Source organism: Citrobacter sp. RHB35-C17 (genome assembly GCF_013816795.1).
In the GTDB taxonomy this organism is placed as follows: Bacteria; Pseudomonadota; Gammaproteobacteria; order Enterobacterales; family Enterobacteriaceae; genus Citrobacter_A; species Citrobacter_A amalonaticus.
The window spans coordinates 451,827-472,027 of record NZ_CP057150.1; the positions used below are offsets into that span (position 1 = coordinate 451,827).

Here is a 20,201-nt window from a genome sequence, read left to right on the forward strand (position 1 = left end):
TTACTGAATGGCTAAGCAATCAATGAAAGCACGCGAAGTAAAACGCGTAGCTTTAGCTGATAAATACTTCGCGAAACGCGCTGAACTGAAAGCGATCATCTCTGATGTGAACGCTTCCGACGAAGATCGTTGGAACGCTGTTCTTAAGCTGCAGTCTCTGCCGCGTGATTCCAGCCCGTCTCGTCAGCGTAACCGCTGCCGTCAAACAGGTCGTCCACATGGTTATGTGGGCAAGTTCGGGTTGAGCCGTATCAAGCTACGTGAAGCCGCTATGCGCGGTGAAGTACCAGGCTTGAAAAAGGCTAGCTGGTAATTGTCACCAATTGAATCACGGGAGTAAAGACAGATGAGCATGCAAGATCCGATCGCGGATATGCTGACCCGTATCCGTAACGGTCAGGCCGCGAACAAAGCTGCGGTCACCATGCCTTCCTCCAAGCTGAAAGTGGCAATTGCCAACGTGCTGAAGGAAGAAGGTTTTATTGAAGATTTTAAAGTTGAAGGCGACACCAAGCCGGAACTGGAACTGACTCTTAAGTATTTCCAGGGTAAAGCTGTTGTAGAAAGCATTCAGCGTGTCAGTCGCCCAGGTCTGCGCATCTATAAACGTAAAGATGAGTTGCCGAAAGTTATGGCGGGTCTGGGTATCGCGGTTGTTTCTACCTCTAAAGGTGTTATGACTGATCGTGCAGCGCGCCAGGCTGGTCTTGGTGGCGAAATTATCTGCTACGTAGCCTAATCGGAGGAAAAAATGTCTCGTGTTGCTAAAGCACCGGTCGTTGTTCCTGCCGGCGTTGATGTAAAAATCAACGGTCAGGTTATTACGATCAAAGGTAAAAACGGCGAGCTGACTCGTACTCTCAACGATGCTGTTGAAGTTAAACATGCAGATAATGCACTGACCTTCGGTCCGCGTGATGGTTACGTAGACGGTTGGGCTCAGGCTGGTACCGCGCGTGCCCTGCTGAACTCAATGGTTATCGGTGTTACCGAAGGCTTCACTAAGAAGCTGCAGCTGGTTGGTGTAGGTTATCGTGCAGCGGTTAAAGGGAACGTAGTAAACCTGTCATTAGGTTTCTCACACCCGGTTGACCATCAGCTGCCGGCAGGGATTACTGCAGAATGTCCGACTCAAACTGAAATCGTGCTGAAAGGCGCTGATAAGCAGGTGATCGGCCAGGTTGCAGCAGATCTGCGTGCCTACCGTCGTCCTGAGCCTTACAAAGGCAAGGGTGTTCGTTACGCCGACGAAGTCGTGCGTACCAAAGAGGCTAAGAAGAAGTAAGGTAACACTATGGATAAGAAATCTGCTCGTATCCGTCGTGCGACCCGCGCACGCCGCAAGCTCAAAGAGCTGGGCGCAACTCGCCTGGTGGTACATCGTACCCCGCGTCATATTTACGCACAGGTAATTGCACCGAACGGTTCTGAAGTTCTGGTAGCTGCTTCTACTGTAGAAAAAGCTATCGCTGAACAACTGAAGTACACCGGTAACAAAGACGCGGCTGCAGCTGTGGGTAAAGCTGTCGCTGAACGCGCTCTGGAAAAAGGCATCAAAGATGTGTCCTTTGACCGTTCCGGGTTCCAATATCATGGTCGTGTCCAGGCACTGGCAGATGCTGCCCGTGAAGCTGGCCTTCAGTTCTAAGGTAGAGGTGTAAGATGGCTCACATCGAAAAACAAGCTGGCGAACTGCAGGAAAAGCTGATCGCGGTAAACCGCGTATCTAAAACCGTAAAAGGTGGTCGTATTTTCTCCTTCACAGCTCTGACTGTAGTAGGCGATGGTAACGGTCGCGTTGGTTTTGGTTACGGTAAAGCGCGTGAAGTTCCAGCAGCGATCCAGAAAGCGATGGAAAAAGCCCGTCGCAATATGATTAACGTCGCGCTGAACAACGGCACCCTGCAACACCCGGTTAAAGGTGTTCACACGGGTTCTCGTGTATTCATGCAGCCAGCTTCCGAAGGTACCGGTATCATCGCCGGTGGTGCAATGCGCGCCGTTCTGGAAGTTGCTGGAGTTCATAACGTTCTGGCTAAAGCATATGGTTCCACCAACCCGATCAACGTGGTTCGTGCAACTATTGATGGCCTGGAAAATATGAATTCTCCAGAAATGGTCGCTGCCAAGCGTGGTAAATCCGTTGAAGAAATTCTGGGGAAATAAACCATGGCAAAGACTATTAAAATTACTCAAACCCGCAGTGCAATCGGTCGTCTGCCGAAACACAAGGCAACGCTGCTTGGCCTGGGTCTGCGTCGTATTGGTCACACCGTAGAGCGCGAGGATACTCCTGCTGTTCGTGGTATGGTCAACGCGGTTTCCTTCATGGTTAAAGTTGAGGAGTAAGAGATGCGTTTAAATACTCTGTCTCCGGCCGAAGGCTCCAAAAAGGCGGGTAAACGCCTGGGTCGTGGTATCGGTTCTGGCCTCGGTAAAACCGGTGGTCGTGGTCACAAAGGTCAGAAGTCTCGTTCTGGCGGTGGCGTACGTCGCGGTTTCGAGGGTGGTCAGATGCCTCTGTACCGTCGTCTGCCGAAATTCGGCTTCACTTCTCGCAAAGCAGCGATTACAGCCGAAGTTCGTCTGTCTGACCTGGCGAAAGTGGAAGGCGGTGTTGTAGACCTGAACACGCTGAAAGCGGCTAACATTATCGGTATCCAGATCGAGTTCGCGAAAGTGATCCTGGCTGGTGAAGTCACTACTCCGGTAACTGTTCGTGGTCTGCGTGTTACTAAAGGCGCTCGTGCTGCTATCGAAGCTGCTGGCGGTAAAATCGAGGAATAAGTAGCAGATGGCTAAACAACCGGGATTAGATTTTCAAAGTGCCAAAGGTGGCTTAGGCGAGCTGAAACGCAGACTGCTGTTTGTTATCGGTGCGCTTATCGTGTTCCGTATTGGCTCTTTCATTCCGATCCCTGGTATTGATGCCGCTGTACTTGCCAAACTGCTTGAGCAACAGCGAGGCACCATCATTGAAATGTTTAACATGTTCTCTGGTGGTGCTCTCAGCCGTGCTTCTATCTTTGCCCTGGGTATTATGCCGTATATTTCGGCATCAATTATTATCCAGCTGCTGACGGTGGTTCACCCAACGCTGGCAGAAATCAAGAAAGAAGGGGAGTCTGGTCGTCGTAAGATCAGCCAGTACACCCGCTACGGTACTCTGGTGTTGGCCATATTCCAGTCGATCGGTATTGCTACCGGTCTGCCAAATATGCCTGGTATGCAAGGTCTGGTAATGAATCCAGGCTTTGCATTCTACTTCACCGCTGTTGTCAGTCTGGTCACAGGGACGATGTTCCTGATGTGGTTGGGCGAACAGATTACTGAACGTGGTATCGGTAACGGTATCTCGATCATTATCTTCGCCGGTATTGTCGCGGGCCTCCCGCCAGCCATTGCCCATACTATCGAGCAAGCGCGTCAAGGCGACCTGCACTTCCTCGTGTTGCTGTTGGTTGCAGTATTAGTATTTGCAGTGACGTTCTTTGTTGTATTTGTTGAGCGTGGTCAACGCCGCATTGTGGTAAACTACGCTAAACGTCAGCAAGGTCGTCGTGTCTATGCTGCACAGAGCACACATTTACCGCTGAAAGTGAATATGGCGGGGGTAATCCCGGCAATCTTCGCTTCCAGTATTATTCTGTTCCCGGCAACCATCGCGTCATGGTTCGGGGGCGGTACTGGTTGGAACTGGCTGACAACAATTTCGCTGTATTTGCAGCCTGGGCAACCGCTTTATGTGTTACTCTATGCGTCTGCAATCATCTTCTTCTGTTTCTTCTACACGGCGTTGGTCTTCAACCCGCGTGAAACAGCAGATAACCTGAAGAAGTCCGGTGCATTTGTACCAGGAATTCGTCCGGGAGAGCAAACGGCGAAGTATATCGATAAAGTAATGACCCGCCTGACTTTGGTCGGTGCGCTCTATATTACCTTTATCTGCCTGATCCCGGAGTTCATGCGTGATGCAATGAAAGTACCGTTCTACTTCGGTGGGACCTCACTGCTTATCGTTGTTGTCGTGATTATGGACTTTATGGCTCAAGTGCAAACTCTGATGATGTCTAGTCAGTACGAGTCTGCATTGAAGAAGGCGAACCTGAAAGGCTACGGCCGATAATTGGTCGCCCGAGAAGTTACGGAGAGTAAAAATGAAAGTTCGTGCTTCCGTCAAGAAATTATGCCGTAACTGCAAAATCGTTAAGCGTGATGGTGTCATCCGTGTGATTTGCAGTGCCGAGCCGAAGCATAAACAGCGCCAAGGCTGATTTATTCGCATATTTTTCTTGCAAAGTTGGGTTGAGCTGGCTAGATTAGCCAGCCAATCTTTTGTATGTCTGTACGTTTCCATTTGAGTATCCTGAAAACGGGCTTTTCAGCATGGTGCGTACATATTAAATAGTAGGAGTGCATAGTGGCCCGTATAGCAGGCATTAACATTCCTGATCAAAAACATGCTGTGATCGCGTTAACGTCGATCTACGGCATCGGTAAGACCCGTTCTAAAGCCATCCTGGCTGCAGCGGGTATCGCTGAAAATGTTAAGATCAGTGAGCTGTCTGAAGGACAAATCGACACGCTGCGTGACGAAGTTGCCAAATTTGTCGTTGAAGGTGATCTGCGCCGTGAAATCAGCATGAGCATCAAGCGCCTGATGGATCTTGGTTGCTATCGCGGTTTGCGTCATCGTCGTGGTCTGCCAGTGCGCGGTCAGCGTACTAAGACCAACGCACGTACCCGTAAGGGTCCGCGCAAACCGATCAAGAAATAATCGGGGTGATTGAATAATGGCAAAGGCACCAATTCGTGCACGTAAACGTGTAAGAAAACAAGTCTCTGACGGCGTGGCTCATATCCATGCTTCTTTCAACAACACCATCGTGACTATCACTGATCGTCAGGGTAACGCGCTGGGTTGGGCAACAGCCGGTGGTTCCGGTTTCCGTGGTTCTCGCAAATCTACTCCGTTCGCAGCTCAGGTTGCAGCAGAGCGTTGCGCTGACGCCGTAAAAGAATACGGCATCAAGAATCTGGAAGTTATGGTTAAAGGTCCGGGTCCAGGCCGCGAATCTACTATTCGTGCTCTGAACGCCGCTGGTTTCCGCATCACTAATATTACTGATGTGACTCCGATCCCTCATAACGGTTGTCGTCCGCCGAAAAAACGTCGCGTATAACGCTTCGTTTTCCAGGTTAGTTGGAGATAGAAAATGGCAAGATATTTGGGTCCTAAGCTCAAGCTGAGCCGTCGTGAGGGCACCGACTTATTCCTTAAGTCTGGCGTTCGCGCGATCGATACCAAGTGTAAAATTGAACAAGCTCCTGGCCAGCACGGTGCGCGTAAACCGCGTCTGTCTGACTATGGTGTGCAGTTGCGTGAAAAGCAAAAAGTTCGCCGTATCTACGGTGTGCTGGAGCGTCAGTTCCGTAACTACTACAAAGAAGCAGCACGTCTGAAAGGCAACACCGGTGAAAACCTGTTGGCTCTGCTGGAAGGTCGTCTGGACAACGTTGTATACCGTATGGGCTTCGGCGCCACTCGTGCAGAAGCACGTCAGCTGGTTAGCCATAAAGCGATTATGGTAAACGGTCGTGTTGTTAACATCGCTTCTTATCAGGTTAGTCCGAATGACGTTGTTAGCATTCGTGAGAAAGCGAAGAAGCAGTCTCGCGTGAAAGCCGCTCTGGAGCTGGCTGAGCAGCGTGAAAAGCCAACCTGGCTGGAAGTTGATGCTGGCAAGATGGAAGGTACGTACAAGCGTAAGCCTGAGCGTTCTGATCTGTCTGCGGACATTAACGAACACCTGATCGTCGAGCTTTACTCCAAGTAAAGCTTAGTACCAAAGAGAGGACACAATGCAGGGTTCTGTGACAGAGTTTCTAAAACCGCGCCTGGTAGATATCGAGCAAGTGAGTTCGACGCACGCCAAGGTGACCCTTGAGCCTTTAGAGCGTGGCTTCGGCCATACTCTGGGTAACGCACTGCGCCGTATTCTGCTCTCATCGATGCCGGGTTGCGCGGTGACCGAGGTTGAGATTGATGGTGTACTACATGAGTACAGCACCAAAGAAGGCGTTCAGGAAGATATCCTGGAAATCCTGCTCAACCTGAAAGGGCTGGCGGTGAGAGTTCAGGGTAAAGATGAAGTTATTCTTACCTTGAATAAATCTGGCATTGGCCCTGTGACTGCAGCCGACATTACCCATGACGGGGATGTCGAAATCGTCAAGCCGCAGCACGTGATCTGCCACCTGACCGATGAGAACGCGTCTATTAGCATGCGTATCAAAGTTCAGCGCGGTCGTGGTTATGTGCCGGCTTCTACCCGAATTCATTCGGAAGAAGATGAGCGCCCAATCGGCCGTCTGCTGGTCGACGCATGCTACAGCCCTGTAGAGCGTATTGCCTACAATGTTGAAGCAGCGCGTGTAGAACAGCGTACCGACCTGGACAAGCTGGTCATCGAAATGGAAACCAACGGCACAATCGATCCTGAAGAGGCGATTCGTCGTGCGGCGACCATTCTGGCAGAACAACTGGAAGCTTTCGTTGATTTACGTGATGTACGTCAGCCGGAAGTGAAAGAAGAGAAACCAGAATTCGATCCGATCCTGCTGCGCCCTGTTGACGATCTGGAATTGACTGTCCGCTCTGCTAACTGCCTTAAAGCAGAAGCTATCCACTATATCGGTGATCTGGTACAGCGTACTGAGGTTGAGCTTCTTAAGACGCCTAACCTTGGTAAAAAATCTCTTACTGAGATTAAAGACGTGCTGGCTTCCCGTGGACTGTCTCTGGGCATGCGCCTGGAAAACTGGCCACCGGCAAGCATCGCTGACGAGTAACCGGATCACAGGTTAAGGTTTTACTGAGAAGGATAAGGTCATGCGCCATCGTAAGAGTGGTCGTCAACTGAACCGCAACAGCAGCCATCGCCAGGCTATGTTCCGCAACATGGCAGGTTCACTGGTTCGTCATGAAATCATCAAGACGACCCTGCCTAAAGCGAAAGAGCTGCGTCGCGTAGTTGAGCCGCTGATTACTCTTGCCAAGACTGATAGCGTAGCTAATCGTCGTCTGGCATTCGCCCGCACTCGTGATAACGAGATCGTGGCAAAACTGTTTAACGAGCTGGGCCCGCGTTTCGCGAGCCGCGCCGGTGGTTACACTCGCATTCTGAAGTGTGGCTTCCGTGCAGGCGACAATGCGCCGATGGCATACATCGAGCTGGTTGATCGCTCTGAGTCGAAAGCAGAAGCTGCTGCAGAGTAATCTGTAGTAACGTAAAAAAACCCGCCTCGGCGGGTTTTTTTATATCCGCAGCACCCCCACTTATCTACAATATCTGTACTCTTTTTGTTCATCCCCTGGAGTCATTATGTGGTTACTGGACCAGTGGGCAGAGCGTCATATCATCGATGCACAAAGAAAAGGTGAGTTTGAAGATCTTCGCGGCGCTGGCCAACCGTTGGTGCTGGATGATGATTCACATGTGCCTGATGAGCTACGTGCCGGTTATCGCTTACTGAAGAACGCAGGCTGTCTCCCACCCGAACTGGAGCAGCGGAAAGAAGCCATCCAGTTGTTGGATCTGCTGAAAGGCCTGCGGCAGGATGATCCGCAGTATCAGGAAGTGAGTCGGCGTTTGTCACTGCTGGAACTGAAGCTGCGGCAGTCCGGTCTGAGCACGGAATTTTTACGCGGTGAGTATGCTGATAAGTTGCTGCATAAAATTAACGATAATTAATGGAGTGGACATGTATCGCATTGGTGAGTTAGCAAAGCTGGCGGAAGTGACCCCTGATACGATCCGCTACTATGAAAAGCAGCAGATGATGGAGCATGAGGTGCGCACAGAAGGCGGTTTCCGGTTATATACGGAAAAGGATCTTCAACGGCTTAAATTCATCCGCTATGCCCGACAGCTTGGCTTTACCCTTGAGTCGATCCGTGAATTGTTATCGATCCGCATCGATCCTGAACATCATACCTGTCAGGAATCCAAAGGGATCGTGCAGGACAGGCTGAAAGAAGTTGAAGCTCGTATTGCCGAACTGCAAAGCATGCAGCGTTCATTGCAGCGTTTGAACGATGCCTGCTGTGGCACTGCGCATAGCAGTGTGTACTGCTCAATCCTGGAAGCTCTTGAACAAGGAGCCAGTGGAGTGGCGTCGGGCGGTTGATTTATCAGACAGGTGGGACTACACTCCCGCCGTTAAACTACAAACTGGAGTTATTATGAGTCGTTATCAGCATACGAAAGGGCAGATAAAGGACAATGCCATTGAGGCATTATTACATGACCCGCTATTCAGACTGCGTGTTGAAAAGAATAAGAAAGGGAAAGGGAGTTATTTACGTAAAGGCAAACACGGTAACCGGGGTAACTGGGAGGCCAGTGGCAAGAAAGTGAATCACTTTTTTACCACTGGCCTTCTGCTTTCTGCGGTCTGTTAAGAACGATTATTCTGTTCTTTCAGCAGGTCGCGGATCTCAGTAAGCAAGACTTCTTCTTTCGTCGGTGCAGGTGCAGCCGCCGGCTCTTCTTTCTTACGATTGAGTTTGTTAATGAGCTTAATTGCCATGAAAATAGCAAAGGCGACAATCACAAAGTCGAAGATATTCTGAATAAACACGCCATAATGCATCACAACGGCCGGGATATCTCCCTGCGCATCACGCAATGTGACGGCAAACTGTTTAAAATCGATCCCACCAATTAACAAACCCAGCGGCGGCATAATGATATCGGCAACCAGTGACGATACAATTTTACCGAACGCCGCACCGATAATGACACCCACTGCCAAATCGACAACATTCCCGCGCATCGCGAATTCGCGAAACTCTTTAATAATGCTCATTATATTCTCCCTATGCAGCTGACGTTAATAAGTTTAACAAATGTTAAGGCATTTGCCATTTAAGTATTGAGATTAAGATTATGAATTAAGCCTTGATAAATCAGGGGATTAAAAAGGGTGCAAACAATGCACCCTTCAATGTTAAAGGAAGAAAGGACTTGGCTGAAATAAGCGTTCGACGTCGGTAATAAACTTTTTATCCGTCAGGAACATAATGACGTGATCGCCTTGTTCGATGCGTAAGTTGTCATTAGCAATCATCACATCGTTACCACGCACGACAGCACCAATAATCGTGCCTGGCGGAAGTTTGATCTCGTCGATGACTCGGCCGACAACGCGTGAGGTACTTTCATCGCCGTGAGCGACAGCTTCAATCGCTTCCGCGACGCCACGGCGTAATGAAGAGACGCCAACGATGTCCGCTTTTCGCACATGGCTAAGGAGAGCCGAGATGGTTGCTTGCTGGGGAGAGATCGCGATATCGATCACACTACCCTGAACAAGATCGACATAAGCGCGGCGTTGAATCAACACCATCACCTTTTTCGCCCCCATGCGCTTAGCCAACATCGCTGACATGATGTTAGCTTCATCGTCGTTGGTAACGGCAATAAACAGATCGACCTGATCGATATGCTCTTCGGCCAGCAATTCTTGATCAGAGGCGTCGCCAAAAAAGACGATCGTATTCTGAAGTTTTTCGGCCAGCTCGGCAGCGCGCTGTTGATCGCGTTCGATCAATTTCACGCTGTAATCTTTTTCCAGACGATGCGCCAGACCTGCCCCGATGTTACCGCCGCCAACCAGCATGATGCGTTTGTAAGGCTTTTCGAGGCGTTGCAGTTCGCTCATCACCGCACGAATGTGCTGGGAAGCGGCAATAAAGAAGACTTCGTCGCCCGCTTCGACAATGGTGGAGCCCTGTGGGCGGATCGGTCTGTCGTGACGGAAAATCGCCGCAACGCGGGTATCGATATGCGGCATATGCTCCCGCATCGTTGAGAGCGCATTCCCGATCAGTGGGCCACCGTAATAGGCTTTTACGACGGCAAGGCTCACTTTGCCTTCTGCGAAATTGACGACCTGTAATGCGCCTGGATATTCGATCAGGCGGTAAATGCTGTCGATGACCAGTTGTTCGGGCGCGATCAGGTGATCGATAGGTACGGCTTCTGAGTGGAACAGCTTGTCCGCATCACGGACATAATCGGGAGAGCGGATACGGGCGATTCGGTTCGGCGTATTAAACAGCGAATAAGCCACCTGGCAGGCAACCATGTTCGTTTCATCAGAACTGGTCACGGCAACCAGCATATCCGCATCATCCGCCCCGGCTTCACGCAGCACGCGTGGGTGCGAGCCGTGTCCCTGAACGACACGCAGATCGAACTTATCCTGCAGGCTGCGCAGGCGTTCACCGTTGGTATCCACTACGGTAATGTCGTTGTTCTCGCCGACCAGGTTCTCTGCCAGCGTTCCACCCACCTGTCCTGCGCCCAGAATGATTATTTTCATCAGTCGTGACCCGTTATCCCATCACTTTTTGATTAGCTTAGCGTAAAAGAAGCCATCACCGTCTTCTGCACCCGGCAGATTTTGAAGACCCGGCATTTCGGGTGTGCCTGTCTCGCTCAGCATGGCATCCGTCGTACGCTGTAAGAAGGCGTGAACCTGCTGACTGTTCTCTTCCGGCAAAACGGAACAGGTGGCATAGACCAGCGTGCCGCCGGATTTCAGATGCGGCCAGACGGCATCAAGAATTTCAGCCTGTAGCTTTGCCAGTTCGGTAATATCACGATCGCGGCGAAGCCATTTGATATCCGGGTGACGACGGATAACTCCGGTTGCAGAGCAGGGGGCATCTAACAGGATACGATCAAACTGCTGCTCGCCGCACCATTGTGCAGGGAAACGCCCATCACCCTGCTTAACCGCCGCTTTCATCCCAAGACGTTTCAGGTTGTCATAAACGCGGGAGAGTCGTTGTTCATCCACATCAACTGCCAGCACGTTTGCTTCGGGAGCCGCTTCGAGGATGTGGGTGGTTTTACCGCCTGGTGCTGCACACAGATCTAAAATGTGTTCGCCGTTTTGCGGAGCAAGGAAGGCCACGCACCCCTGAGCAGAGGCGTCCTGAACGGTGACCCATCCTTCATCGAACCCAGGAAGCGTATGGACCGGTGCTGCTGTTTCCAGACGGATGGCATCGGGATAGTCGGGATGAGTGAAACCTTTCATCCCGGCGTTTTCGAGCAATGCCAGCCAGCTGTCGCGCGTATGGTGTATGCGATTCACACGTAGCCACATCGGGGGGCGCTGATTGTTGGCATCAATAATCGCTTCCCATTGGGTGGGGTACGCCTTTTGCAGGCGTTTAAGTAGCCAGCCAGGGTGCAGAAAACGCGCGTCGCTGCTGGCGAATTCCGCGAGCAGTACTTTTTGTTGACGCTGGAACTGACGCAGAACACCGTTTATTAGCCCCTTAAGCTGCGGGCGCTTTATCGCTACGGCACCTTCGACCGTTTCCGCCAGCGCTGCATGTGGAGGAATTCGGGTATGCAGTAATTGATAGAATCCCACCATTATCAGGTAATGCACGGTGCGCTGTTTTCCCGTCATTGGGCGGGACATCAGTTTGTTGATCAACCAGTCGAGTTGCGACAGCGTACGCAGAACCCCAAAACAGAGTTCCTGTAGCAGCGCTTTGTCTTTATCGGAGACTTTTTGTTGTAGCGGCGGCAGGACATTGCTCAGTGAATGCCCTTGCTCGACGACCTGTTCAACGGCCTGCGCCGCCATACTGCGTAAGTTAAGTTTCTTATTCATAACCGCAAAAATAAAAAGGCCCGGTAACACCGGGCGTTATCAGAAGTGACCGTCAGACCAGACGGTTGCCAGGAATGAACCATTCCCGACGTGAATTCAGAAGATCCTGGGCGCTCATCGCTTTTTTCCCGGCGGGTTGCAATGAGAGCAGGTTCAGGACTCCATTGCCGGTCGCGACTTGAATGCCTTGTTTCGTGGCGTCAAGGATGGTTCCCGGTTCTGCCAGCGTCGGCGTCGCTATTACGGATGCCTGCCAGACTTTTACCGGCTGGCCGTCAATTTCCAGCCAGCTCATTGGCCAGGGATTGAATGCGCGAATGCAACGTTCCAGTTGTGTCGCAGAAAGCGACCAGTCGATGCGCGCTTCTTCTTTACTGAGCTTTTCTGCGTGAGTGACTAGCGATTCATCCTGCACTTGCGGATTTGCACGGCCCTCAGCTAACTGCTTCAGCGTTTCGATCAGCCCCTGCGGACCAAGATCCGCCAGCTTGTCGTACAGCGTGCCGCTGGTGTCTTTCGCGGTGATGGGGCAGGCGAGCTTATAGAGCATATCGCCCGTATCGAGACCCACGTCCATTTGCATAATGGTCACGCCCGTTTCGGCGTCCCCAGCCCAAAGAGAACGTTGAATGGGCGCCGCGCCGCGCCAGCGCGGCAGCAGCGAACCGTGGACGTTAATGCAGCCGAGACGCGGCATATCCAGCACGGCTTTCGGCAGAATCAGACCATACGCGACGACGACCATAACATCTGCATTCAGGTCAGAAACCAGGTGCTGGTTTTCCTGCGGGCGCAAGGAAACGGGTTGGAAAACCGGTATGCCTTTTACCTCTGCCAGCACTTTTACCGGGCTCGGCATCAGTTTTTTTCCCCGACCTGCCGGGCGATCGGGCTGGGTAAATACCCCGACGACGTGATGTTCAGAAGACAACAGCGCGTCAAGATGACGCGCTGCAAAGTCAGGTGTACCCGCAAAAATAATACGTAGTGAGTCTGACACGGTGATTCTTGTCCTTAAGCTCGTGCGTTCAGGCGGTCGAGTTTCTCAACTTTCTGACGAATACGTTGCTGCTTCAGCGGTGACAAATAATCGATAAACAGTTTACCGACCAGGTGATCCATCTCGTGCTGAATACAGATAGCCAGCAGGCCGTCGGCTTCCAGTTCAAACGGTTTACCCTCACGATCGAGCGCGCGAACTTTCACTTTCTCAGCACGCGGCACTAAAGCACGCTGTTCCGGAATAGACAGACAACCTTCTTCAATACCGGTCTCGCCTTCTTTTTCCAGCAGTTCCGGGTTAATTAACACCAGGCGTTCGTCACGATTTTCCGACACGTCAATGACGATAATCCGCTGATGAATATCAACCTGAGTTGCTGCGAGGCCAATACCTTCTTCCGCGTACATCGTCTCGAACATATCATCGACGATACGCTGAATTTCTGCATTCACTTCTTCTACCGGCTTTGCGACTTTGCGAAGGCGCTCGTCCGGAATATGTAACACTTGCAAAACTGACATAGTTATCCAGAGTTGTGTTCAGGAGTTGGAAAGATTATTACCTCTATTCTAGACAAATCCCCCTCTGATTGACAGCATCAGTGACCAATCGCAAAGATTGCTAAGACTGCTTGTGGCAGGGGGATAAGGATGACCCGTACCGAAATTTGGCTACGTTTAATGGCTGTGAATGAGTTGTTCGGCGATGAGATGGTGCGCGTCGCTCACGGACTGATATCACAGCCGGATATTGATATCGCCGCATTGCGGCGTGCCGGCCTTTCCCCTTCCCAGGCAACGCGCTTTTTGACCTTTCCGGAAAAAGAACTGGAAAGAACCCTTCGCTGGCTTGAGTCGCCGCACCATGACTTATTACTGGCAGACAGTGAAGATTATCCTGCGCAGCTTCGCGCCATTGAAGATTATCCCGGTGCGGTTTTTGTCGTTGGCTCCCCGCGATGTCTCCATGATTTTCAACTCGCCGTCGTGGGAAGCCGAACGCCGTCCTGGTATGGCGAACGATGGGGGCAGATGTTTTGTGAGAAACTGGCCAGTTGGGATATCACCATTACCAGCGGTCTGGCGCGAGGTATTGATGGCATCGCCCATCGGGCGGCGATCCAGGCAAAGGGGAAAAGCATTGCCGTATTAGGCAACGGCCTGCAATCCGTCTATCCCCGCCGACATGCCGGGATGGCCGATGCGTTGCTGGAAACGGGAGGCGCGCTGGTGTCCGAATTTCCGTTAATGATGGCCCCTTTACCGCGCAACTTTCCCCGCCGGAACCGTATCATTAGCGGTCTGAGTAAAGGGGTTCTGGTGGTTGAGGCGGCATTACGCAGTGGCTCGTTGGTCACCGCGCGCTGTGCGTTAGAGCAAGGACGAGAGGTGTTCGCTATCCCTGGCCCCCTCGGCAGCCCCGGAAGCGAAGGGCCACACTGGCTGGTGAAGCAGGGTGCCACCCTTGTGACGGCCCCAGATGAAATCATGGAAAATTTGCAGTACGGCTTGCATTGGCTGCCAGATGAGCCTGAAAAATCACTTTATTCATCAGATCAGGAAGGCGCAGCATTGCCATTTCCCGAGCTCCTGGCTAACGTAGGAGATGAGGTAACACCTGTTGACGTCGTCGCTGAACGTGCCGGCCAACCTGTGCCAGAGGTAGTGGCTCAGCTACTCGAACTGGAGTTAGCAGGATGGATCGCAGTTGTACCCGGCGGCTATGTCCGATTGAGGAGGGCATGCCATGTTCGACGTACTAATGTATTTGTTTGAGACATATATCCACAATGAAGCTGAATTAGGTGTGGATCAGGACAAACTTGAACGGGATCTTACCGACGCCGGTTTTGATCGTGAAGACATCTACAACGCGCTCCTGTGGCTGGAAAAGCTTGCTGACTACCAGGAAGGTCTTGCCGAGCCGATGCAGCTCGCCTCCGATCCTCTCTCTGTGCGTATTTATACCCCAGAAGAGTGTGACCGACTGGATGCCAGTTGCCGCGGATTCCTGTTATTCCTTGAGCAGATTCAGGTGCTAAACCTCGAAACGCGAGAAATGGTGATTGAACGTGTGCTCGCGCTGGATACCGCAGAATTCGACCTGGAAGACCTGAAGTGGGTCATCCTGATGGTTTTGTTCAATATTCCAGGTTGTGAAAATGCATATCAGCAAATGGAAGAATTACTCTTTGAAGTGAATGAAGGTATGCTGCATTAATCAACCTTAATTCAGCATGAGTTGTTATGGCTAAATCAGCACTGTTTTCGGTGCGTAAAAATGAGCCCTGTCCGCAGTGCGGGGCTGAACTGGTGATTCGCTCCGGGAAACACGGTCCGTTTCTTGGTTGCTCGCACTATCCGGAATGTGACTATATCCGTCCGTTGAAATCCTCAGCGGACGGACATATCGTCAAAGTTCTGGAGGGGAAACATTGCCCTGACTGCGGCGGCGAACTGGTGTTGCGCCAGGGGCGTTTTGGTATGTTTATCGGCTGCAGCAACTATCCAGAATGTGAGCATACTGAGCTCATTGATAAACCCGATGAAACCGCTATTACCTGCCCTCAATGCCAGACGGGCCATCTGGTCCAGCGGCGTTCCCGTTATGGCAAAACTTTCCACTCCTGCGATCGCTATCCGGAGTGCCAGTTTGTCATTAACTTCAAACCGATAGCCGGAGAGTGTCCTGAGTGCCACTATCCGCTACTCATCGAAAAGAAAACCGCGCAGGGTGTGAAGCACTTTTGCGCCAGTAAACAATGTGGAAAGCCGGTTTCGGCGGAACAAACAAGTGAATAATAACCTGCCAACAGCCCCTATCGCTGACGCAATAGAGGTACTGAATAAAGAGAATGTCATCGCCTATCCAACAGAAGCCGTCTTTGGCGTCGGGTGCGATCCCGATAGCGAAGTGGCCGTAAATCGTCTGTTGGCCTTGAAACAGCGTCCGGTGGATAAAGGGTTAATTTTGATCGCCGCCAGTTTTGAGCAGCTCAAGCCGTATATTGACGACAGTATGTTGACCGATGCCCAGCGTGATGCCGTGTTTGCTCGTTGGCCTGGTCCGGTGACCTTTGTTTTCCCTGCGCCAGCGACGACGCCTCGTTGGTTGACGGGACGCTTTGATTCATTGGCGGTGCGCGTGACGGATCATCCGCTGGTGGTCGCCCTGTGCCAGGCTTATGGCAAACCGTTGGTTTCAACCAGCGCCAACCTGAGTGGATTACCCCCTTGCCGTACGGTTGAGGAAGTTCGCACACAGTTTGGTACAGACTTCCCCGTGGTGTCAGGAGAAACCGGCGGTCGCTTGAATCCTTCGGAAATCCGTGATGCCCTGACGGGCGAGCTGTTTCGACAGGGGTAAGATGATGGAAACCTATGCTGTTTTTGGTAATCCAATCGCGCACAGCAAATCGCCGTTTATTCATCAGCAATTTGCGCAGCAGTTGCAGATTGCGCATCCGTATGGCCGTGTGCTGGCGCCTGTTAATGATTTCATCAACACACTGAACGCGTTCTTTGCCGACGGCGGTAAAGGAGTGAACGTTACGGTGCCATTTAAAGAAGAAGCATTTGCCCGCGCCGATGAACTCACCGAGCGTGCAGCCCTGGCCGGTGCGGTGAATACGATCAAGCGGCTCGAAGACGGTCGGTTGCTGGGTGACAACACCGACGGCATCGGTCTGCTAAGTGACCTCGAACGTCTGTCATTTATCCAGCCGGGGCAACGTATCCTGCTGATTGGCGCGGGTGGCGCTTCGCGTGGTGTATTGTTACCGCTGCTTTCTCTGGATTGCGGGGTGACGATTGTTAACCGGACGGCATCCCGTGCGGAAGAACTGGCACAGGTTTTTGCACATACAGGTAGCGTGCAGGCGCTGGGTATGGATGAGCTGGAAGGACATGAGTTTGATCTGATCATTAATGCCACCTCCAGCGGCATCAGCGGTGAGATCCCGGCGATCCCGGCATCGCTCATTCGTTCGTCCGTATGTTGTTATGACATGTTCTACCAAAAGGGCAATACGCCGTTTCTCTCCTGGTGTGAACGCCAGGGCGCGAAACGTTATGCCGATGGCCTGGGGATGCTGGTGGGACAAGCAGCTCATGCCGTTCTGCTCTGGCACGGCGTGTTGCCGGAAATTGAGCCAGTGATTGCGCGTCTCAAGCAGGAGTTATCCGCATGAATCAGGCCATCCAGTTTCCAGACCGGGAAGAGTGGGACGCGCAGAAAAAAGCGGTTTGCTTTCCCGCGCTGGTTAATGGCATGCAGTTAATGTGCGCTATTAAGGGAGAAACGCTGGCGAATCGCTTTGGTGGTGAAACGACGGAACAATGGTTAGCTCACTTTTGCGAACATCGCTGGGATCTGGAAGAAGAAGCGGAAGCATTGATCCAGTCCCAGCAAGAAGACGATCATGGCTGGGTTTGGTTACCCTGAGCGAGATACTCGTCTTTCCATTTCACATAATTTCTGGCGGAGTATTGCAGACCCGCTTTCTCCTCCTCTGTTAGCGGCCGGATCTGTTTGACCGGGCTCCCCAAATAGAGATAGCCGCTCTCCAGGCGTTTGTTCTGCGGTACCAGGCTTCCCGCCCCAATCATTACGTCGTCTTCAATCACCGCGCCATCCAGTAGAATCGATCCCATACCGACCAGGGCCCGGTTGCCAATGATGCAGCCGTGCAACATCACTTTATGCCCGACCGTCACATCTTCTCCTACAATGAGCGGGTTGCCATCCGGGTTGGAGGCGGATTTGTGCGTGACATGCAACACGCTGCCATCCTGAATATTCGTACGCGCCCCGATCGCAACGTAATTTACATCGCCACGGATCGCAACAAGCGGCCAGATCCCCACATCGTCCGCCAGGCGAACGTCACCAATGATCACACTGCTGCTGTCGAGCATCACCCGTTGGCCAATCTGTGGAAAAAGATCCTTATAAGGACGTAATACGTCAGACATGTTTACCTCAAGGAAAGAGAACAGTAAAGATGACTTTGGTTGCATTTCTGGCCTTGCGCAAGTGCTTTAGCTATCAAAAATTCGCCAAATTGCGCATGAATGGAGCGAAAGGGATGAAAAAGCAGCGAACGGAAAAAAAGATCTAAAAAAGGCTTGTGCAAAAAAATGGGATCCCTATAATGCGCCTCCGTTGAGACGACAAAGTGGAACGCTTCACAAGATGGTCGTCACAGCGAAGAGAAAAATCCTGAAAATCAGGGTTGACTCTGAAAGAGGAAAGCGTAATATACGCCACCTCGCGACAGAGCGCTAAAGCGCGTCGCAACTGCTCTTTAACAATTTATCAGACAATCTGTGTGGGCACTCAGAGTGACATGGATTCTTAACGTCGCAAGACGAAAAATGAATACCAAGTCTCAAAGAGTGAACACGTAATTCATTACGACGTTTAATTCTAAGAGCATCAAACTTAAATTGAAGAGTTTGATCATGGCTCAGATTGAACGCTGGCGGCAGGCCTAACACATGCAAGTCGAACGGTAACAGGAAGCAGCTTGCTGCTTTGCTGACGAGTGGCGGACGGGTGAGTAATGTCTGGGAAACTGCCCGATGGAGGGGGATAACTACTGGAAACGGTAGCTAATACCGCATAATGTCGCAAGACCAAAGAGGGGGACCTTCGGGCCTCTTGCCATCGGATGTGCCCAGATGGGATTAGCTTGTTGGTGAGGTAACGGCTCACCAAGGCGACGATCCCTAGCTGGTCTGAGAGGATGACCAGCCACACTGGAACTGAGACACGGTCCAGACTCCTACGGGAGGCAGCAGTGGGGAATATTGCACAATGGGCGCAAGCCTGATGCAGCCATGCCGCGTGTATGAAGAAGGCCTTCGGGTTGTAAAGTACTTTCAGCGGGGAGGAAGGGGTTAAGGTTAATAACCTTAGCCATTGACGTTACCCGCAGAAGAAGCACCGGCTAACTCCGTGCCAGCAGCCGCGGTAATACGGAGGGTGCAAGCGTTAATCGGAATTACTGGGCGTAAAGCGCACGCAGGCGGTCTGTCAAGTCGGATGTGAAATCCCCGGGCTCAACCTGGGAACTGCATTCGAAACTGGCAGGCTTGAGTCTCGTAGAGGGGGGTAGAATTCCAGGTGTAGCGGTGAAATGCGTAGAGATCTGGAGGAATACCGGTGGCGAAGGCGGCCCCCTGGACGAAGACTGACGCTCAGGTGCGAAAGCGTGGGGAGCAAACAGGATTAGATACCCTGGTAGTCCACGCCGTAAACGATGTCTATTTGGAGGTTGTGCCCTTGAGGCGTGGCTTCCGGAGCTAACGCGTTAAATAGACCGCCTGGGGAGTACGGCCGCAAGGTTAAAACTCAAATGAATTGACGGGGGCCCGCACAAGCGGTGGAGCATGTGGTTTAATTCGATGCAACGCGAAGAACCTTACCTGGTCTTGACATCCACAGAACTTGGCAGAGATGCCTTGGTGCCTTCGGGAACTGTGAGACAGGTGCTGCATGGCTGTCGTCAGCTCGTGTTGTGAAATGTTGGGTTAAGTCCCGCAACGAGCGCAACCCTTATCCTTTGTTGCCAGCGGTCCGGCCGGGAACTCAAAGGAGACTGCCAGTGATAAACTGGAGGAAGGTGGGGATGACGTCAAGTCATCATGGCCCTTACGACCAGGGCTACACACGTGCTACAATGGCATATACAAAGAGAAGCGACCTCGCGAGAGCAAGCGGACCTCATAAAGTATGTCGTAGTCCGGATTGGAGTCTGCAACTCGACTCCATGAAGTCGGAATCGCTAGTAATCGTGGATCAGAATGCCACGGTGAATACGTTCCCGGGCCTTGTACACACCGCCCGTCACACCATGGGAGTGGGTTGCAAAAGAAGTAGGTAGCTTAACCTTCGGGAGGGCGCTTACCACTTTGTGATTCATGACTGGGGTGAAGTCGTAACAAGGTAACCGTAGGGGAACCTGCGGTTGGATCACCTCCTTACCTTAAAGAACCTGCCTTTGTAGTGCCCACACAGATTGTCTGATGAAAAACGAGCAGTAAAACCTCTACAGGCTTGTAGCTCAGGTGGTTAGAGCGCACCCCTGATAAGGGTGAGGTCGGTGGTTCAAGTCCACTCAGGCCTACCAAATTTTCCCTGAATACTGCGTTGTGAAACGACTCGCATACTTTAAGTATGCTTCGCCATTCCACGCCTTGTCTCAGGAAAAATTATCGGTACAGAGGTTCTGACTACACTGTATGGGGCTATAGCTCAGCTGGGAGAGCGCCTGCTTTGCACGCAGGAGGTCTGCGGTTCGATCCCGCATAGCTCCACCATACTGTAGAACGTAATCAAGAAAACTTCAGAGTGTACCTGAAAGGGTGCGCTGCGAAGTTTTGCTCTTTAAAAATCTGGATCAAGCTGAAAATTGAAACGACACACTGTTAATGGTGTGTTCGAGTCTCTCAAATTTTCGCAACACGATGATGAATCGAAAGAAACATCTTCGGGT

Annotated in this window: 29 protein-coding genes, 2 tRNA genes and 1 rRNA gene; 26 read left to right on the plus strand and 6 right to left on the minus strand. The window is 51.7% G+C overall.

From position 1 onward, the window contains the following. Positions 1-7 precede the first annotated feature (7 nt). The 17 genes from rpsN (at position 8) to arfA (ending at position 8,464) form a co-directional block, all read left to right on the plus strand. Complete coding sequence (rpsN, locus tag HVZ37_RS02125) at positions 8-313, plus strand: 30S ribosomal protein S14 (RefSeq protein ID WP_001118929.1); 306 nt, start codon at positions 8-10, stop codon at positions 311-313. Between the two features lie 33 nt (positions 314-346). Then, on the plus strand, positions 347-739 hold the full coding sequence (gene rpsH, locus HVZ37_RS02130) for a 30S ribosomal protein S8 (protein WP_000062611.1): 393 nt from the start codon (positions 347-349) through the stop codon (positions 737-739). A 12-nt stretch (positions 740-751) separates the two neighbouring features. After that, positions 752-1,285, plus strand: a complete 534-nt coding sequence (gene rplF, locus HVZ37_RS02135) for a 50S ribosomal protein L6 (protein ID WP_012135817.1) — start codon at positions 752-754, stop codon at positions 1,283-1,285. Between the two features lie 9 nt (positions 1,286-1,294). Beyond that, the gene (gene rplR / locus HVZ37_RS02140) at positions 1,295-1,648 is read left to right on the plus strand and encodes a 50S ribosomal protein L18 (RefSeq protein ID WP_000358956.1); all 354 of its coding nucleotides are present in this window, start codon (positions 1,295-1,297) and stop codon (positions 1,646-1,648) included. A gap of 14 nt (positions 1,649-1,662) precedes the next feature. After that, positions 1,663-2,166, plus strand: coding sequence for a 30S ribosomal protein S5 (gene rpsE / locus HVZ37_RS02145; RefSeq protein ID WP_000940121.1), 504 nt, complete (start codon positions 1,663-1,665; stop codon positions 2,164-2,166). 3 nt (positions 2,167-2,169) lie between these two features. Then, complete coding sequence (gene rpmD / locus HVZ37_RS02150; RefSeq protein WP_001140434.1) at positions 2,170-2,349, plus strand: 50S ribosomal protein L30; 180 nt, start codon at positions 2,170-2,172, stop codon at positions 2,347-2,349. Positions 2,350-2,352: 3 nt separating this feature from the next. Continuing rightward, a complete protein-coding gene (gene rplO, locus HVZ37_RS02155; RefSeq protein ID WP_001238917.1) occupies positions 2,353-2,787 on the plus strand; it encodes a 50S ribosomal protein L15 in 435 nt (144 codons plus the stop codon). Between the two features lie 7 nt (positions 2,788-2,794). Continuing rightward, positions 2,795-4,126, plus strand: coding sequence for a preprotein translocase subunit SecY (secY, locus tag HVZ37_RS02160; RefSeq protein ID WP_001118864.1), 1,332 nt, complete (start codon positions 2,795-2,797; stop codon positions 4,124-4,126). A 31-nt stretch (positions 4,127-4,157) separates the two neighbouring features. Further along, positions 4,158-4,274, plus strand: a complete 117-nt coding sequence (gene rpmJ, locus HVZ37_RS02165) for a 50S ribosomal protein L36 (RefSeq protein ID WP_000868187.1) — start codon at positions 4,158-4,160, stop codon at positions 4,272-4,274. 146 nt (positions 4,275-4,420) lie between these two features. After that, complete coding sequence (gene rpsM, locus HVZ37_RS02170; RefSeq protein ID WP_012908431.1) at positions 4,421-4,777, plus strand: 30S ribosomal protein S13; 357 nt, start codon at positions 4,421-4,423, stop codon at positions 4,775-4,777. A gap of 16 nt (positions 4,778-4,793) precedes the next feature. Next, positions 4,794-5,183: a 30S ribosomal protein S11 gene (rpsK, locus tag HVZ37_RS02175; protein WP_001029684.1), complete on the plus strand. Its 390-nt coding sequence runs from the start codon at positions 4,794-4,796 to the stop codon at positions 5,181-5,183. Positions 5,184-5,216: 33 nt separating this feature from the next. Next, positions 5,217-5,837 carry a 30S ribosomal protein S4 gene (gene rpsD, locus HVZ37_RS02180; RefSeq protein ID WP_000135226.1) on the plus strand — a complete coding sequence of 207 codons (621 nt, stop codon included), beginning with the start codon at positions 5,217-5,219 and terminating at the stop codon, positions 5,835-5,837. A 25-nt stretch (positions 5,838-5,862) separates the two neighbouring features. Further along, positions 5,863-6,852, plus strand: coding sequence for a DNA-directed RNA polymerase subunit alpha (rpoA, locus tag HVZ37_RS02185; RefSeq protein ID WP_001162094.1), 990 nt, complete (start codon positions 5,863-5,865; stop codon positions 6,850-6,852). A 40-nt stretch (positions 6,853-6,892) separates the two neighbouring features. Further along, positions 6,893-7,279 (plus strand): 50S ribosomal protein L17, encoded by a 387-nt coding sequence (gene rplQ, locus HVZ37_RS02190; RefSeq protein WP_001216372.1) that lies wholly within the window; start codon positions 6,893-6,895, stop codon positions 7,277-7,279. A 106-nt stretch (positions 7,280-7,385) separates the two neighbouring features. Continuing rightward, a complete protein-coding gene (locus tag HVZ37_RS02195; RefSeq protein WP_058587488.1) occupies positions 7,386-7,754 on the plus strand; it encodes a DUF1992 domain-containing protein in 369 nt (122 codons plus the stop codon). Between the two features lie 10 nt (positions 7,755-7,764). Continuing rightward, the gene (gene zntR / locus HVZ37_RS02200) at positions 7,765-8,190 is read left to right on the plus strand and encodes a Zn(2+)-responsive transcriptional regulator (protein WP_058587489.1); all 426 of its coding nucleotides are present in this window, start codon (positions 7,765-7,767) and stop codon (positions 8,188-8,190) included. Positions 8,191-8,245: 55 nt separating this feature from the next. Further along, entirely contained in the window at positions 8,246-8,464 is a 219-nt protein-coding gene (gene arfA, locus HVZ37_RS02205) for an alternative ribosome-rescue factor ArfA (protein ID WP_181628075.1), read from the plus strand. Here the strand turns inward: arfA and mscL are convergent. The 5 genes from mscL to def form a co-directional block, all read right to left on the minus strand. Next, positions 8,461-8,871, minus strand: coding sequence for a large-conductance mechanosensitive channel protein MscL (mscL, locus tag HVZ37_RS02210; protein WP_042326268.1), 411 nt, complete (start codon positions 8,869-8,871; stop codon positions 8,461-8,463). The genes arfA and mscL overlap by 4 nt on opposite strands. Positions 8,872-9,012: 141 nt before the next feature. Next, positions 9,013-10,389 (minus strand): Trk system potassium transporter TrkA, encoded by a 1,377-nt coding sequence (gene trkA, locus HVZ37_RS02215; RefSeq protein ID WP_042998372.1) that lies wholly within the window; start codon positions 10,387-10,389, stop codon positions 9,013-9,015. A 21-nt stretch (positions 10,390-10,410) separates the two neighbouring features. Further along, positions 10,411-11,700, minus strand: coding sequence for a 16S rRNA (cytosine(967)-C(5))-methyltransferase RsmB (gene rsmB, locus HVZ37_RS02220; protein WP_054177421.1), 1,290 nt, complete (start codon positions 11,698-11,700; stop codon positions 10,411-10,413). Positions 11,701-11,752: 52 nt separating this feature from the next. Beyond that, entirely contained in the window at positions 11,753-12,700 is a 948-nt protein-coding gene (gene fmt, locus HVZ37_RS02225; protein WP_061069305.1) for a methionyl-tRNA formyltransferase, read from the minus strand. Positions 12,701-12,714: 14 nt separating this feature from the next. Further along, positions 12,715-13,224: a peptide deformylase gene (def, locus tag HVZ37_RS02230; protein ID WP_042326273.1), complete on the minus strand. Its 510-nt coding sequence runs from the start codon at positions 13,222-13,224 to the stop codon at positions 12,715-12,717. Between the two features lie 129 nt (positions 13,225-13,353). Between def and dprA the strand changes: the two genes are divergently transcribed. From dprA to HVZ37_RS02260, 6 genes are read left to right on the plus strand one after another with little or no spacing between them, the layout of a single operon-like run. Then, positions 13,354-14,478 carry a DNA-protecting protein DprA gene (gene dprA / locus HVZ37_RS02235; RefSeq protein ID WP_181628076.1) on the plus strand — a complete coding sequence of 375 codons (1,125 nt, stop codon included), beginning with the start codon at positions 13,354-13,356 and terminating at the stop codon, positions 14,476-14,478. After that, a complete protein-coding gene (gene smg, locus HVZ37_RS02240) occupies positions 14,450-14,923 on the plus strand; it encodes a DUF494 family protein Smg (protein WP_054177420.1) in 474 nt (157 codons plus the stop codon). Before dprA ends, smg begins: the two co-directional genes overlap by 29 nt. Positions 14,924-14,949: 26 nt before the next feature. Continuing rightward, positions 14,950-15,504, plus strand: coding sequence for a type I DNA topoisomerase (locus HVZ37_RS02245; protein WP_042998369.1), 555 nt, complete (start codon positions 14,950-14,952; stop codon positions 15,502-15,504). Beyond that, positions 15,497-16,069 carry an L-threonylcarbamoyladenylate synthase type 1 TsaC gene (gene tsaC / locus HVZ37_RS02250; RefSeq protein ID WP_181628077.1) on the plus strand — a complete coding sequence of 191 codons (573 nt, stop codon included), beginning with the start codon at positions 15,497-15,499 and terminating at the stop codon, positions 16,067-16,069. Before HVZ37_RS02245 ends, tsaC begins: the two co-directional genes overlap by 8 nt. A gap of 4 nt (positions 16,070-16,073) precedes the next feature. Then, a complete protein-coding gene (gene aroE, locus HVZ37_RS02255; RefSeq protein ID WP_080343322.1) occupies positions 16,074-16,892 on the plus strand; it encodes a shikimate dehydrogenase in 819 nt (272 codons plus the stop codon). Next, the gene (locus HVZ37_RS02260) at positions 16,889-17,146 is read left to right on the plus strand and encodes a DUF1488 domain-containing protein (RefSeq protein WP_042998366.1); all 258 of its coding nucleotides are present in this window, start codon (positions 16,889-16,891) and stop codon (positions 17,144-17,146) included. The genes aroE and HVZ37_RS02260 overlap by 4 nt, the downstream gene beginning before the upstream one ends. Here the strand turns inward: HVZ37_RS02260 and HVZ37_RS02265 are convergent. After that, on the minus strand, positions 17,122-17,676 hold the full coding sequence (locus tag HVZ37_RS02265; protein ID WP_181628078.1) for a gamma carbonic anhydrase family protein: 555 nt from the start codon (positions 17,674-17,676) through the stop codon (positions 17,122-17,124). The two genes, HVZ37_RS02260 and HVZ37_RS02265, sit on opposite strands and share 25 nt — an antisense overlap. A 471-nt stretch (positions 17,677-18,147) precedes the next feature. Between HVZ37_RS02265 and HVZ37_RS02270 the strand changes: the two genes are divergently transcribed. The 3 genes from HVZ37_RS02270 to HVZ37_RS02280 all read left to right on the plus strand — a co-directional run bounded on the left by HVZ37_RS02270 (position 18,148) and on the right by HVZ37_RS02280 (position 20,025). Next, a 16S ribosomal RNA gene (locus HVZ37_RS02270) occupies positions 18,148-19,689 on the plus strand. A 69-nt stretch (positions 19,690-19,758) separates the two neighbouring features. Then, a tRNA-Ile gene (locus HVZ37_RS02275) sits at positions 19,759-19,835 on the plus strand. A 114-nt stretch (positions 19,836-19,949) separates the two neighbouring features. Beyond that, a tRNA-Ala gene (locus tag HVZ37_RS02280) sits at positions 19,950-20,025 on the plus strand. The last annotated feature ends 176 nt before the right edge of the window (positions 20,026-20,201 follow it).